This is a genomic window from Rhodococcus sp. PAMC28707, from assembly GCF_004795915.1.
Taxonomy (GTDB): Bacteria; Actinomycetota; Actinomycetes; order Mycobacteriales; family Mycobacteriaceae; genus Rhodococcoides.
In genome coordinates this window covers 613,367-628,626 of record NZ_CP039253.1, presented here as the reverse complement: position 1 = coordinate 628,626, position 15,260 = coordinate 613,367, and the positions used below count along the sequence as shown (strand labels likewise).

At 61.2% G+C, this 15,260-nt stretch carries 11 protein-coding genes and 1 tRNA gene; 3 read left to right on the top strand and 9 right to left on the bottom strand.

The window, feature by feature from the left end; genetic code table 11:
* Positions 1-26: 26 nt before the first annotated feature.
* From E5720_RS02895 to E5720_RS02885, 3 genes are all read right to left on the bottom strand, one after another.
* A complete protein-coding gene (locus tag E5720_RS02895) occupies positions 27-1,361 on the bottom strand; it encodes an AarF/UbiB family protein (RefSeq protein ID WP_136169391.1) in 1,335 nt (444 codons plus the stop codon).
* A gap of 65 nt (positions 1,362-1,426) precedes the next feature.
* On the bottom strand, positions 1,427-2,287 hold the full coding sequence (locus E5720_RS02890) for a TOMM precursor leader peptide-binding protein (RefSeq protein WP_136169390.1): 861 nt from the start codon (positions 2,285-2,287) through the stop codon (positions 1,427-1,429).
* Positions 2,288-2,448: 161 nt separating this feature from the next.
* Positions 2,449-3,810 (bottom strand): zinc-dependent metalloprotease, encoded by a 1,362-nt coding sequence (locus E5720_RS02885; protein ID WP_136169389.1) that lies wholly within the window; start codon positions 3,808-3,810, stop codon positions 2,449-2,451.
* A 141-nt stretch (positions 3,811-3,951) separates the two neighbouring features.
* Between E5720_RS02885 and E5720_RS02880 the strand changes: the two genes are divergently transcribed.
* Complete coding sequence (locus E5720_RS02880) at positions 3,952-4,974, top strand: PDZ domain-containing protein (protein ID WP_136169388.1); 1,023 nt, start codon at positions 3,952-3,954, stop codon at positions 4,972-4,974.
* Between the two features lie 21 nt (positions 4,975-4,995).
* On the opposite strand, the gene E5720_RS02875 is transcribed toward E5720_RS02880, so the two are convergent.
* Positions 4,996-5,601, bottom strand: coding sequence for a PPA1309 family protein (locus E5720_RS02875; RefSeq protein ID WP_186627150.1), 606 nt, complete (start codon positions 5,599-5,601; stop codon positions 4,996-4,998).
* A 219-nt stretch (positions 5,602-5,820) separates the two neighbouring features.
* Here E5720_RS02875 and E5720_RS02870 point away from each other — a divergent pair, with 219 nt between their 5' ends.
* Positions 5,821-8,790: a UPF0182 family protein gene (locus E5720_RS02870; RefSeq protein ID WP_210729946.1), complete on the top strand. Its 2,970-nt coding sequence runs from the start codon at positions 5,821-5,823 to the stop codon at positions 8,788-8,790.
* A 197-nt stretch (positions 8,791-8,987) separates the two neighbouring features.
* Here E5720_RS02870 and E5720_RS02865 read toward each other — a convergent pair whose 3' ends face one another.
* Positions 8,988-9,623: a transglycosylase family protein gene (locus E5720_RS02865; RefSeq protein ID WP_136169385.1), complete on the bottom strand. Its 636-nt coding sequence runs from the start codon at positions 9,621-9,623 to the stop codon at positions 8,988-8,990.
* A gap of 553 nt (positions 9,624-10,176) precedes the next feature.
* Here E5720_RS02865 and E5720_RS02860 point away from each other — a divergent pair.
* A tRNA-Met gene (locus E5720_RS02860) sits at positions 10,177-10,250 on the top strand.
* An 87-nt stretch (positions 10,251-10,337) separates the two neighbouring features.
* On the opposite strand, the gene E5720_RS02855 is transcribed toward E5720_RS02860, so the two are convergent.
* From E5720_RS02855 to E5720_RS02840, 4 genes are all read right to left on the bottom strand, one after another.
* Positions 10,338-12,002, bottom strand: a complete 1,665-nt coding sequence (locus tag E5720_RS02855) for an acyl-CoA synthetase (RefSeq protein WP_136172405.1) — start codon at positions 12,000-12,002, stop codon at positions 10,338-10,340.
* A gap of 171 nt (positions 12,003-12,173) precedes the next feature.
* Positions 12,174-13,475: an RNA polymerase sigma factor gene (locus E5720_RS02850; protein ID WP_136169384.1), complete on the bottom strand. Its 1,302-nt coding sequence runs from the start codon at positions 13,473-13,475 to the stop codon at positions 12,174-12,176.
* Positions 13,476-13,486: 11 nt separating this feature from the next.
* A complete protein-coding gene (locus tag E5720_RS02845; protein WP_136169383.1) occupies positions 13,487-13,822 on the bottom strand; it encodes a YciI family protein in 336 nt (111 codons plus the stop codon).
* A gap of 204 nt (positions 13,823-14,026) precedes the next feature.
* On the bottom strand, positions 14,027-15,250 hold the full coding sequence (locus E5720_RS02840) for an acyl-CoA dehydrogenase family protein (protein ID WP_136169382.1): 1,224 nt from the start codon (positions 15,248-15,250) through the stop codon (positions 14,027-14,029).
* Positions 15,251-15,260 lie beyond the last annotated feature (10 nt).

The window sequence follows — 15,260 nt, the reverse complement described above, 5'->3', positions numbered from 1 at the left end:
GATGCCCGGCGTGCGCGCCGGTCCGATCAGCCTTCGCTCGACTGAGCGTCGTCGTCGGTGAAGCCGGGCATCCATTCGGTCAAGATCGACATGTAAGGCGCGTATGCGTCCAATTGTGCACAGATACCGACCAGTCCACCGAGAACGCGGAAGATCATGATGTATTCAGCAGGCATATTCAGTGCGCGAACAGTTTTGAGCTGGGCGCTGTCGAATTCAGCTGCGGAACCCGCTGCCTTCTGAAGCCATGCGCGCGTGAAGTGGAATGTATCTGTGCGAATCGGATCCGTGAACGGCCGTAGATAGTCCGATATTTCCGTTGCGGTCACGGTGCGCCCCGGAATGACGAATCCATTGTCGGTACACAGTTCGACCAACTCGTCGAATCGTTCCTCGCGCGCCAACCGAACCATCCTGCCCAGCACCGGCGGCAAGCCGTTCGGCATCGGGGCGGTCGCACCGAAATCGATGACGCCGAGTCGGCCATCGGGCAGCAGCATGAAGTTTCCGGGGTGTGGATCGGCGTGCAGCAGCCCTGCCCGTGCCGGAGCCGCGAAAGCAAACAACGCCAGCAGAGCTCCCGCGTCGTTGCGTTGCTGCGCTGTTCCGCCCGCGATGATGGTGGCCAGCGGTGTACCGCTCATCCATTCGCTGACCAGAACTTTCGGCGCGCTGGCGACGACGCGGGGCACCGCGAATTGTGGGTCACCGTCGAACTCTTGCGCGAAAGCCCGCTGGTTGGTTGCCTCGATACGGTAATCGAGTTCGTCCTCGGTCCGAGCTATCAATTCTTCGAGCACGGGTTTTACGTCTGCGCCGGTGAAGATGGCGCTGAATGTGTTGGCAAAACGGGACAACGTCTTCAGGTCGGCACGCAAAGCGTCGTCTGCGCCTGGGTATTGAACCTTGACCGCGACATCGCGGCCATCAGCCCAGACCGCGCGGTGAACCTGTCCGATGCTCGCCGATGCCACCGGAGTGTCGTCGAAAGAAACGAATCGGGATCGCCAGGTGGTGCCGAGCTGGCGGTCGAGCATCCGATGCACTTTGTCCGCTGGCAGGGGCGGTGCATCCGCCTGGAGCTTGGTGAGGGCTTCGCGATACGGCTCAGCGAACTCCTCTGGGACGGCGGCCTCCATCACGCTGAGTGCCTGCCCGAACTTCATTGCGCCACCTTTGAGTTCGCCGAGCACCGAGAAGAGTTGCTCGGCTGCTTTGGCGGCCAGCGCGCTGTCGATCTCTTGGCGATTGCCGCCGGCGAGCTTCTTCCCGAAGCCCAACGCAGCCCGCCCGGCGATACCGATCGGAATTCGTGCGAGCTTGGCAGTTCGGGCTGAGCCGCGGCGAGGAATGTCTGACACATACCCATCATGGCTGAACGAAGAACTTCTTGCCCACCTGCCAGGTGAGAGCACACATGTGACTGCTATACGAGGGCGCAGTCGCATCCTGGATGCCGAACCCAGTGGCGGGAGTCCATGGTGTGCGCCACGAGATCGAGCTCCAGCGACCTGTCCCGCAGTGCCGCGTCATGTCCGGCGACGAATGCTTCGATCTGGGCGAGCGCGACGGCAGCCGTTGCCAGGACGGTGGGCTTGGTGGCTTCACCGACACGGCCGAGGAGTTGTGCCGACACGTGCGGCCACTGCGGATCCAAGCTGCAACGAATCAACTCCGCACACCTAAGGCAACTGGTGTTGCCGGGCTCGACGAACGGACCCACGATCCCCTTGCCGTCGCGGATTCGCACCTGAAGGTGTGGAGTGCGTGAACGCACGAGCGAAGTGACTACCCGTGGATCGGGTGCCATATCGTCGGCGAGCACGACAATGTCACAGAGCCATCCGGTGTCGTCCACTGTCAGTAGTTGTGCAGGCGCGACACTCGAACGCACTACGACGAGGGCGGACGAAGGGGTCAGACCCGCGGCCACGGCGTCCGACAGCGGCCCCCGTCCGAGTATGTGGACGGTCATCACACTGCTTGCAGCTCCATCCGTCGAGGGAAGGACTCCCTCGCTCAGCAGCCCGGCCTCGTCGAGTTCGGCGAGGAGAGTGGACATCGAGTTGCCCGTCAACCCCACTGTGCACCCGAACCACACCACGTGAGCACGGGAATGGGCACCGTCGAGCTGGCCGAGGATATCGAGCAGCACCTTCGGTGCGACCCTGGGTGGGGGAGTGAGGATGTACGACCGGTCGGGATCCCAACCGACACGAACGGTCCCGTCCCGTTGTACGAACGCCGATACACGAAGCTTCGGTCGACGGATCGCTGATGTGCTCATGAATCGAACGATGACACCCCGGCACGGTCCCACTGCGCCGCGAACCGTCGGTTATCCACAGGCCGCCAACGCGGCTGAACAGCGGATAGAGCAAAAGACTGGGTGGATCGAAGATTTTCGATCCACCCAGTTCCCTGTCGAGCTCTTCCCAGCGTGGATTTCTAGGAGGACGTGTCGCCGTCCTTCTTTTCCCGTTCGGATCGTTCCTGAGCCTCGGTAGCTTCGAGTTGCGCGATCGGGTCGTCGAAACTGCTCGATCCGCCGCCCACGACACCGTCGATGAATCCGGCAGGATCGTCTAGATCTGCCGATACAGGCAGCAGATCAGGGTGAGACCACACACCGTCGCGTCCATCGATGCCGACTGCGGCGGTGAGTCGACGCCACAGCTCGCTGGCCTCGCGAACCTTGCGTGGTCGCAACTCGAGACCGACCAACGTTGCGAAGGTTTGTTCCGCCGGTCCACCCGATGCGCGACGTCGTCGAATGGTCTCGCCGAGCGCGCCCGCGCCGGGAAGCCTCTCGCCGAGAGCTTCACCTACGACGGTCTCGACCCAGCCCTCGACGAGCGCCAGCATGGTCTCGAGGCGTTCGAGCGCGTGCTTCTGCTCAGGCGTCGTCTGCGGCTCGAACGCGCCTTGCTGCAAAATTTCTTCGATCTTCGACGGATCGGTGAGGGATGCGGGATCGAGGCCTGCCGCTGCCTCCTCGATTGCCGAGAAGTCCATTCGAATGCCCCGGGCATACTCTTCGACCGTGGCGAGCACCCGCTGGCGCAACCACGGAATATGGCTGTACAAACGGTGATGTGCAGCTTCGCGGGCAGCCAGGAACACGAGAACTTCGCGTTCGGGTTGTTCCAGACCTTCGGAGAATGCTGCGATGGCCTCTGGCAGTAACGCTCCGACCCCGCTCGGTCCGAGCGGAAGCCCGATATCGGTAGAGGTCAGTACTTCTTTGGAGAGTTGGCCGAGGGCCTGACCCAGCTGAGACCCGAACGCCATCCCACCCATCTGAGTCAGCATGCCCATCATCGGCCCAGCAGCCTGCTGAGCTTCACTCGGAAGACCGGAAGTCCACATTCCGGAAATCTGCTCTGCGACTGGATCGCACAACCGCTTCCAGGTTTCGATGGTGTTGTCGAGCCAGTCGCCAGGAGTCCACGCAAGTGTCTTGCTCGCCCCGGCAGGCAGCGTCGTAGCGCCGTCCAGCCAGAGTTCGGCGAGATGTGCGGCGTCCGCGACAGCCTCGGACTTGCCCGCAGCCACCGGAGTGATCGTGCCGATCTGCTGACGAGCGAGCTGCAAAGCCAGGTCGTAGTTCACCGGCCCCGCCTTCGCACCTCCCTGTCCTTGGGCGCCCATTCCGCTCAGCATCTGCCCGAACTGGGTAAGCATCTGGCCCAGGGCCGCGGGGTCGAAACCCTCACTGCCGAATCCGAAGCCGCCGGGCGTGCTGTTTCCGCCCTGATCCTTCTTCTTGTCCGGATCCTCGTCGGAGCTCTCGAAACCAAAATTGCTCATGGGTCAACGGTACAAGGCTGCAGCGCTCGAGGGTATCAACGGTGATCACGCTGTCGGCGAACACGCGCACCTGCCCGCCGAGAATGCGGAAAGGAGGGGTCTCGCACCGGCCGTCGTTCGATCGGTTCTACTGTTTGTCGGGTGAATCGTAGGATCGCTACTCTGGTCGCCGCCCTTGTGCCCGTCGTCGTACTCGGTGTCGCGGGAACGGTCGTTACCGTTCCGTTCGCTGCGCTCGGTCCTGGGCCCACCTATAACACCCTCGGTGATGCGGACGGGGTGCCCGTAGTCGAGATCGACGGCGTGGGCGTAGACCCCACCACCGGCCATCTGAACATGACCACCGTCGCGGTGCGCGATCAATTGAACATCTTCGAGGCGTTCGGCTACTGGGTCAGCGGACGGCAGGGACTGGTGCCGCGCGAAGAGGTGTATCCACCGGACAAGACGAAGGAAGAAGTCCAGCAGAGTAACGAGGCGGATTTCGAGCAGTCGGAGGCCAGCGCAGAACTTGCTGCGTTGCACCACCTGGGCTTGCCTGTGGTGCTCACGGTCGGATCGGTCGCCGCCGACGGGCCGGCGGCAGGGAAGCTGACCGAAGGTGAAGGCCTGATCTCGATCGACGGCGTTCCCGCCGACACCGTTGCGGGGGTCCGTGACGCCGTCAGTGCGCGAGCACCCGGTGCCGTCGTCGAGATCGTGGTGTCGAACGAGAACGGCGAACGTACCGAATCCGTGACGCTCGGGGCCCGACCGGACGACCCGGAAAAGGGTTATCTCGGTGTCACACCGGCCGAGAAACCCGATGTCCCGTTCACCGTGAAGTTCAACCTGGCGGACGTCGGCGGACCCTCTGCCGGACTGATGTTCAGTCTCGCGGTGGTCGACAAGCTCAGCCCTGGCGAATTGAGCAACGGTGACTTCGTGGCAGGCACCGGCACTATCGACGCAGCCGGGACGGTCGGACCGATCGGCGGCATCCCGTACAAGCTGATCGCCGCGAGGGAAGCTGGTGCGACGACATTCCTGGTTCCGTCGAGCAACTGCGACGAGGCGAAACAGAACGTTCCCGACGGTCTCCGGCTGGTCAGGGTCGACTCGCTCGACGGCGCTATCGACTCACTGCAGGCGATCGGTGACGGGGGAGACGCGCCTGCCTGCTGAGTGAGGACTCATCGATCCGGTTCAGTCCTCTTCCACATTGTCGAATGTCGAGTACAACGCATGCACGACATTGGGCGCGAGGTTGTCGTAGAGGAGCAGTTCGATCGGGGCGAAGGGGTCGGCGTCGTCGTCCGGCTGCATCTGTAGCAGCGTCAACGTGGGGCCGTCCTTGATCACCGCGGCGATGAGTCGGCCGTCCTTGCGATCGGGGTGGGTCCGAGCGGCGATCCGCGCTGCTTCGTCTGCTGCGTCACTGTTCGCGAGCAGCGGCACGAGTGCTTCGTCGAGCGCAGACTCGGCTGCCGGTGGTAACACGACGATCTCTTGGACGAGTGCGCATCCGACGACGCCCTCCGGCCAGCTGGTCGTGGCGAGAAACTCATCCAGTGCCGGCGAACCGCCCTTGATGTCGTCGGGAAGCGAGTGCTGCTGAATAGGAGTGAGCTTCGATCCGTCGGCCAGTTCCTCCAGCAGTCCAGGCTCCGCCGCAGCCAATACCGAGGTTGGGACCAATGCGAACAGTTGCGGTGGCTGTCCCCACCCTTCGGCGTCGACGAAATCTGCCACTTCGTGCGCGCATCGCGCTAGTGCGGCACCGAGCTCTTCGGGGTCGTTTTCGTGGTCTATGCCGTCGCCGTACAGGTCGTCACTGAAATCGCTCACGTCCCCATCCTCCCACCGAGCAGAAAACGCACCTCGCAGGGCTACGAAAGAGTCGACGGGTGTGGGCGGGTCGGTGACGTCTTCCGTACAGTGGTTCTCAAATCGGACATGGCGGCACACAATGTGTGCCGCCGAAGCCATCTGCGGTACATATTTGTACCGCCCGAAGTTGGAGTGTGGCACGTGGGCATGAGGGCCCCCTCCGGACTACCGTCGCTGTCGCGGCGGAGCCGAATTCTACTTGTCCTGGCATTGGTCCTCGCAGCGTTGCTGCTGATCGGCCCACGCCTTATCGATACCTACACGAACTGGCTGTGGTTCGACGAAGTCGGCTTCCGCCAGGTCTTCACCACGACAGTGCTGACTCGCTTGGTGATCTTCCTGGCTGTCGGCTTGCTCGTCGGTGGCCTCGTATTTCTATCGATGTGGTTTGCCTACCGGAATCGTCCGGTCTTCGTTCCTGTTGCCGGGCCGAACGATCCGATTGCTCGGTACCGCACGACTGTCATGAGCAGGCTGCGCCTGTTCGGCGTCGGAATTCCCTTGATCTTCGGTCTCATCTCCGGTCTCATCGCGCAGACCAACTGGGTCACGGTCCAGTTGTTCCTGCACGGCGGCGATTTCGGAGTTGCCGATCCGCAGTTCGGTCTCGATGTCGGCTTCTACTCGTTCGACCTTCCGTTCTACAGATTTGTGCTGAACTGGTTGTTCGTCTCTACCCTCATCGCGTTCTTCGCGAACTTGGTGACGCAGTACATTTTCGGTGGCATTCGTCTGGCCGGCCGCGAGGGCGCTCTCACTCGGGCCGCACGTATTCAGTTGGCGGTCCTGGCCGGTTCGTTCGTGCTGTTCAAGGCAATTGCGTACTGGTTCGACCGATACTCACTGCTTTTCAGTAGTCGGAAGGAACCGACGTTCACCGGACCGGGATTCACCGACATCAATGCGGTACTTCCGGCCAAACTGATTCTGTTGGCCATTGCATTGATCTGTGCCGCAGCTTTCTTCGCGGCGATCTTCCTCCGCGATCTGCGTGTTCCAGCGCTCGCAACTGCATTGCTGGTGCTGTCGTCGATCCTCGTCGGCGCTGTGTTCCCGCTGCTGATGGAGCAGTTCTCGGTTCGTCCCAACGCTGCAGTCAAGGAGCGGGCATACATCGAGAGGAACATCGCGGCTACCCGAGATGCCTATGGCATCGGCGACGACAACGTCGAGTATCAGGACTATTCAGGCGAAGGTTCGCAGTCTCCGCGGGAAAGCCCGGCGGACATCACCACTATTGCGAACACGCGTTTGCTCGACCCGAATGTGTTGTCGCGCACCTTTACTCAGCAGCAACAGCTGAAGAACTTCTTCGGGTTTCCGACATCGCTGGATGTCGATCGGTACGAGATCGACGGCCAGCTTCAGGATTACATCGTCGCTGCACGTGAGCTGTCGCCCGAGAGTCTTACAGGTAACCAGACGGACTGGATCAACCGGCACACGGTCTACACGCACGGAAACGGTTTCGTGGCGGCTCCAGCCAACCGCGTAAACAAAGCGGTGCAGGATCCGACTGCAGAGGGGTCCAACAGCAACAGCGGCTACCCGATCTACACCGTCAGTGACATTGCTTCGCAGGGCACCGATCAGGTCATTCCAGTGGATCAGCCCCGCATCTACTACGGCGAGGTCATTGCACAAGCCGATCCCGATTACGCCATCGTCGGTACCGGTGGTTCGAGCGGAGATCGCGAGTACGATACCGATACTTCTCGCTACACCTATTCCGGTGCGGGCGGCGTCCCAATCGGTAACTGGTTCAACAGGTTGGCCTTCGCAGCCAAGTACGCCGAGCGCAACATCCTGTTCTCGGGCGCTATCGGCGACGATTCCAAGATTCTGTTCAATCGTGATCCCCGCGAGCGTGTTCAGAAGGCCGCTCCTTGGCTGACCACGGACAGCGACTCCTACCCAGCTGTTGTGGACGGGAAGATCGTTTGGATAGTCGACGGCTACACCACGTTGGAGAACTATCCTTACGCGCAGCGTGCGTCGTTGGACGGTCTCACCGCGGACAGCGTGGAACCGACGACAGGTCGGCCGCTTCCGAAGAAAGAGGTCTCATACATTCGGAACTCCGTCAAGGCGACGGTGGATGCCTACGACGGCTCGGTCACCTTGTACCAGGTGGACGACAAGGATCCGGTGCTCGACGCATGGATGGGCGTATTCCCCGACTCGGTCCAGCCTGAATCTTCCATCCCTGCCGACCTTCGGTCCCACTTCCGGTATCCGGAGGATCTGTTCAAGGTTCAGCGCGAAATGCTTGCCAAGTACCACGTCGATGATCCGAACGAGTTCTTCACCAACAACGCGTTCTGGTCGGTTCCGAGTGATCCGACCGTCGACGGCGGTACCGATCTCAATCAGCCTCCGTATTATGTATTGATCGGCGATCCCGAGACCGGCAAGCCCTCGTTCAGATTGACCAGTGCCATGGTCGGATTCGATCGGCAGTTGCTGTCGGCGTACATATCGGTGCGTTCCGATCCCGACAATTACGGCAAGTTCACGATTCTCCAATTGCCGACCGACACTCAGACGCAGGGTCCGCAGCAGGCGCAGAACTCGATGACATCGGATGCACGAGTTGCATCGGACAAAACGTTGTTGCAGCAGTCCAACAAGATCCAATACGGAAACCTGTTGACACTGCCGATTGCCGACGGCGGAATTCTGTACGTGGAACCGTTGTACACGGAGCGAAATACGGCTTCTACTTCGACGTTCCCACAGCTGACCAGGGTTTTGGTGAGCTACCGCGAACCGGGTTCGGGAGGTGGTGTGCGCGTCGGATACGCAGCGACGTTGTCGGAGGCGCTCGATCAGGTCTTCGGGTCGGGTACTGGAACTGCGGCAACCGCACCCGGTGGTGCTCCCGAGAATCCTCAGCCCACGGTCGAGCCAGGTGCGACGGCAGGGGCGACTCCGCCACCCGCCACTGCGCCACCGGCTCAGGGCCAGCCGAGTCAGGCTGCTGTGCAGCGATTGAACAGTGCGCTCACCGATGTGCGCACCGCCCAACAAAGCGGTGATCTCGGACGATTGGGAACTGCATTCGACGCACTTCAGCAAGCTATCGACGCGTATAACAACGGCGGCAGCTGACGGTGACTGCGAGTACCCGAATTATCGGGTACTTGCAGTCACCGGGTCACAGACAACATCGGTGACAGATATCTGAAGGCGAAAATCAACGCGAACGGCGCCGTCACTCATATGAGTGACGGCGCCGTTCGCGTTGTTGCGAAGCTATGTCGCGTCGATCAGCGCTGACGGGTCAGCCATGTCGAGCGGGCGATCGACTATCGGCCGATCGCGCTGAAGATCGGCGAGTTGGCTGCAACGAGCTGCTGGAACTGTGCGCTGACTCCGTACTGCTCGGCGAGCTTCGACGCAGTGTCGACGTACTGCTGTGCAACAGTGGTCGCCTGATCGGCGTACTGCTGTGCGGTCGCCTGGTACTGCGGCGCAACAGGCAGTTCCGGTGTGACGACGGGCTCGACCGGGGCGATGTACTCGACCGGTGCGGCTGGTGCTTCCTGGACGGGTGCTGCTGGTGCAGGCTCGACCTCGGCGACGGGTGCCGGTGCAGAGACGCCGGTGGTCAGGTTCTGACCGCAGACCGGCCAAGCTCCGGGTCCCTGGCTTTGCAGAGTGTTCTCCGCTACGCGGATCTGCTCGGCCTTGGACGCGCTCTGGGGTGATCCGCTGCCACCGTTGGCGGTCCAGGTGCTCTGCGAGAACTGCAGGCCACCGTAGTAGCCGTTGCCGGTGTTGGTGTTCCAGTTGCCGCCGCTCTCGCACGCCGCAACACCGTCCCAGTTGTGCTCTGCAGCGTTCGCAGTGCCCATCGAGAGGCCGAGGGGGATTGCTACGACTGCGCCGGTGACGGTCGCCCATCCGAGTGCACGCTTGCCGAAATTGGTTCCATTGGACATGTGGGGAAAATCCTCTCCGCGCATGCTGACGCAACCGGCCGTACTGGACTTCGCGAGTGTTACGTGTCCAAGGCACTGTGTACGAGTAACTCGCACGTGTTGCGGCTCTGCCCCCGTTCGTATTCGGGGATCCATCCCCCGCGGGGCAGAGCAACGCTAGCGGCGGGGGTGGTACTGGCCCTGTGTTTTAGGACCGAGAGCGAAGGTAGTCGAGGATTTTCGTGACGTCACACTAAGAATTTCCTGCACGACCGTCCACCTGTTGGGATGAATCACGGCGTTTCCGCTGCTGGGGAGCGGTCGGGACCGTTTCGTATCCACATCGTTACGTGCTCGTTATGTGCCATACATCACGTAGTTCGAGTGACTCAGGGCACCGTATTCGGTCTACTGAACCGGCGTGTCCAACACGTTTCGGACTCGTTGTGTTGAGTGAAAGGCATGAAGGGACCGTGCGTCCGGTTTTCTCGTAGTGCCGAGAGTCCAGGTCTCGGTTCATCGGTAGAAGCGATTTGCTTTCGTTCCAGATGGTCCGGTAACTTGATTCCTGCATCGCGGGGTGGAGCAGCTCGGTAGCTCGCTGGGCTCATAACCCAGAGGTCGCAGGTTCAAATCCTGTCCCCGCTACTAATAATTAAAGCCGGTACCCATCACGGGTACCGGCTTTAGTTCTTTATGTACTACGTTCGTTCCGTTCGGCCTCTAGTCGATCTGTTACCGGGTGTTCTCGGTCCGAAGATCGTTCACGTCGGCAACTGGGCTGGCATACTCCGTCAGCGCCAGCCGCAGGATCTTGCCGGTAGCGTTTCTGGGTAGCTCGTCGAGGAATACGATTTCGCGCGGAACCTTGTATCGAGCGAGGTTCGACTTCACGTAGCTCACGATCTCGTCTGCATTTCGCGTCGAGTCGTCCGTTGGGACGATGAAGGCCTTGAGGCGATGTCCAAAATCTGGATCAGCGACTCCGATCACGGCGGCTTCGACGACATCCGGACGTTCGGCGAGCAAGTTCTCCACCTCCAGTGGGTAGACATTCTCACCGCCCGAGACGATCATGTCGTCGTCGCGTCCGTCGACGAACAGCAGACCGTTCTCGTCGAAGTGGCCGACGTCGCCGGTCGACAGCATTCCGTCGATCCTCTCCTTGTCACGTCCATCGGTATAGCCGGAGAAGCTCAGTCCGCTCGAGACGAAGATCCGACCGACTGTTCCGACGTCGGTTACGCGTAGTCCGTCGTTGTCGAACAGTTCGACATGGCACGTAACCGGTGGTCGACCCGCGGTGCCGGGCGCCACCGCAAGATCCTCGGGTGTCGCGACGGTGGCAACTGCGACCTCGGTGGATCCATAGAGATTGTGCAGAACGTGCCCGAACGCCTCGGTCGTACGACGGCTCAAGTCGGGTGAGATGGCCGATCCTGCTGCGAAAACTATTCGTAGAGAAGATGTGTCGTACTTCGCGAGTACGGCCGGCGGGAGGTCGACAATCCGTTGCAGCATCGTCGGAACCAACACCAATGAGTCCGCGGAATGACGGGCGACCAGCGCGAGAGTGTTCTCTGCATCGAATTTACGATGCATAACCACGGTGTTGCACAGCGCCAGGGCCAGTGCAAATTGTGAGACGCCGGTTCCATGAAATGCAGGAGCTGCCATCACCATCGTCTGTCCGCGGCGCAGTGGAACCCGATCCAGGAACTGCGCCGACGCCAGCGGGGAGGTGTGATTTCGGGGAGCGCCTTTCGGCGTCCCGGTCGTGCCACTCGTGAGTAGAACGAAACCTCCTTGCATCGTCGGTGCTGGGACAGGTGAGGTGGATTGCCCTTTCGCCACGTCGGCCAAGGTGGCGATCGTGGGATTCGACGAGTCGGACCAGGTAAGAAAAGTCTTCACCTCGGGTGCGAGATCGGCCGCGACAGGGGCGAACTCCTCGTCGTACACGAAGGTGCCGACCTGCTCGCGGACTGCGACGTCGGCCAATTGCGGGGGAGCGAAACCGGTGTTCATCATCACGAGCCGGATGCCTCCTTTCGCAGCGGCCAGCATGGTGAGAACGAGCCCCCGGTGATTGCGAGCCATGACGCCCATGACGGATCCCGCTCCGACGCCTGCATTCATCCAGCCTCGAACGAGCGCGTTGGACTGCTGCTCGAGGTCGATGTACGACATCGACCCCATCTCGTCGACGAGAGCGGTTGTGGTGACGCCCGCCGTAGCGTGTGCGTGGACCGGACCGGCGAACGGTCCGTACTTACCTACTGCACGGATCGATGCTATTCCTCGATCCAGTCGCGGAAACGGTATGAGTCCCGCTCGATTCATGACGCGTACTGCACCGGCTCCTTCGATAATGTGTGACAGCGTGCGGTGTCGAACCATGCTGTGTTTGACCGACATGATCATCCCCTCGAGATCGTGCGTCGTGCCGAAACTGCTTCGCTTGCAGGTGGGTCGAAGACTGTGGACCATCACCCTGCGGCCTCGATCATAGTGTGATTCAGTTCACTTCGGGGTGAAAGTGTCGATCCTGGAGTCGCACTGGTGTTCGATTCAGGGATGCGGACAAGTGTCAGAATCCAACGTGCCTTCCGGAGTCGGAAGTGCGTTGCGATAGCACGCGGCCAGTCTGCGCTGTACAAATTTTTTCTCGGGTTCGGAGCCGGCGAGGCCGAGTGCGCGTTGGAACCATCGAGCAGCTTCCGGCCAGCGTTCGAGCCGTGCGAGGAGATCCGCTCGGGCGGCAGGGTATGGATAGTATTTCTGTAGCAAGGGCTCGGTGGACAGCGCTTCCATCGCTTCGAGGCCGGCGCTGGGACCTTCGCACATTGCGATAGCCGCCGCCCTGTTGAGAGCGACGATCGGCGACGGCGTGATCGTCGCCAGCACGCCGTACAGTTCGGCGATCTGAGGCCAATCAGTGGTCTCGGCATCGGTAGCTTCGTCGTGCAAGGCCGCAATGGCTGCTTGAACGCCGTACGGCCCAGGGGAGCCGCCGGTGAGAGCGAGTACCACCAATGTGCGCCCTTCGTCGATCATCTCGCGGTCCCATAACCGACGGTCCTGCTCTTCGAGCATCACCATCTCACCGTCTTTGCCTGCACGTGCCGAACTCCGGCCGTGAGTGCAGAGCATCAGCGAGAGCAGCCCGGTAACTTCACGCTCGGCTGGAAGCAGGCCATGCAGAATCCGGCCGAGCCGTATCGCTTCGTCGGCCAGATCTGTTCGGAGCAGGTCTTCGCCGGACGACGCTGCGTAGCCCTCGGTGAAGATCGAATACACGACCTGCAGAACTCCCGGCAACCGTTGCGCTATTTCATGTCGATCCGGGACGCGGAAAGGGATCCGTGCGACCCGGATCTTGTTCTTGGCCCTGGAGATTCGCTGTCCGGCCGTCGACGAAGGAATCAAGAAGGCGCGCGCAACCTCGGTTGTTGTCATTCCGACCAGGCAGCGAAGCGTGATCGCAATTCGATCGTCGGGTGCAAGCGCGGGATGCGCACAGGTGAAGAAGAGTTGGAGACGCTCGTCGGGCAGACCGCCGTCGACGGGATCGGCGGACGGGGCCTGAAATGCGCGATCTTGCTCGACCTGAATTTCCGCAAGTTTCGCGGCGTAGGTCTGATCGCGTCGAAGTCTGTCCACGGCCCGACGCCGGGCGGTGGTCAGCAGCCAAGCGCCGGGTCTCGACGGGACGCCATCGACCGGCCATCGACTCAAAGCAGCCTCCAGAGCATCGGAGGTAGCGTCCTCGGCCAAATCCAGATCGCCGAATCGCCCCACGAGCGTTGCCAGGAGTTGCCCGTATTCTTCGCGGAACACTGCTTCGAGTGAGAGTGCCGGTTTCCGGCTCATCGTCATAGCTCTCAGAAGTCGGCGATCGGTCGGACGACCACCGCACCACCTCCGCGAGAACCCGGGCACCGCTCGGCCCAATCGAGCGCGGCGTCCAAGTCCGGCACATCGATGACCTCGAACCCGCCCAATACCTCTCGCGTTTCCGCAAACGGTCCGTCCGTGATGCTGCGCTGCCCGGACGAGTCGACCTGCACTGTTGTCGCCGTGGTGAGATCTGCGAGAGCGTGGCCGGTAACCCACAAGCCGGCATCCTGCATTTCCTTACCGAACTGTATCCAGTCCTCCACCGAACAACCGTTGTCGAAATCCGCGCTCGGCGCGTTGATCAGCAGCATGTACTTCATGGTTCGTCTCCTTGTATCAGCGGTGCCTCGTTCGGCACGTTCGTTGTCTTACATGATGACGACGAACGGCGCTCAGCGTTTTCGACACTGCGACAGAAATTATCCCGCCACACATCTATCGACGATACTGCCGAAGCGACGCAAAGAACCCGTGGTCGACTCGAGCCGACCACGGGTTCTTCGGGGAGATGCTGTCTGGAACGACTACTTCAACGTCGCCGACGTCTTTCCCAGTACGCGACGGGCGACGATCAGTTGCTGAATCTGCTGCGTACCTTCGAAGATGTCGAGGATCTTCGAGTCTCGGCTCCACTTTTCAAGGAGAAGTCGTTCCGAGTACCCGGACGTCCCGGCCAGTTCGACGGCTTTGAGCGTGATGTCGGTTGCCGAACGGCCGGCTTTCGCTTTGGCCATCGAAGCTTGAAGCGAGTTCGGCTGCTTGTTGTCGGCCATCCAGGCTGCCCGAAGTGCCAGGAGGTGAGATGCCTCCCAGTCCGCTTCGAGCCGCAAGAACTCGGCTGCAGCGGCATGCTGGTTGTATGCCGGTGTGGTGTACGAGATATCGACACCGGCGTCGGTCAGAATCGACCGCAGCTCTTCCAGGGCAGCCCTGGCTACGCCGATCGCCATACCGGCTACGAGTGGTCGCGTGTTGTCGAACGTCTGCATGACGCCCGCGAACCCTTTGTCCACATCCACTTCCGGGTTTCCGAGGAGATTGTCCTTCGGAATCCGACAGTTTTCGAAGAGAAGCGCTGCTGTGTCGGAGGCTTTGATTCCGAGCTTGTGTTCGAGGCGGGCCACACTCAGCCCTGGGGCATCGCGCGGTACGACGAATGATTTGATCGCTGCGCGTCCCTTCGGCTTGTCCACGGTCGCCCATACGACGATGTGGCTCGAGCGCTCACCTGCGGTCACGTAGATCTTCTCGCCGTTGAGGACCCACTCGTCGCCGTCGAGAACTGCGGTGGTGGTCACGGCGGCCGAGTCGGATCCGAAGCTTGGTTCGGTGATGGCCATGGAAGCCCATACCTTGCCGAATCGTTCGAGCTGCTCATCGGTTGACACTGCTGCGATCGCCGAGTTGCCGAGTCCCTGATAGGGGATGGACAACGTCAATCCGACGTCGCCCCAGCAGGTCTCGATCACGTTGATCAGTGCGGACATATTTCCGCCGTTGGCATTGGCGGTCTTGCTGGGCTTCGGTGCGGACTCGCTGTCCTTTTGACGGCCACCTGCGGCGCCACCGATATCGTTGCCTGCGTCGGACATTCCCTCGATCATGGACGCCATGGTGTCGAGTTCGACCGGGTATTCGTGCTCGGCGAGGTCGTACTTGCGCGAGATCGGACGGAAGATCTCGGCCGCCACCTGGTGCGCTTGATTCGCCTGTGCCCGAAGCTTTTTGGGTAGTTCGAGATTGATCATCGTGTGTGTC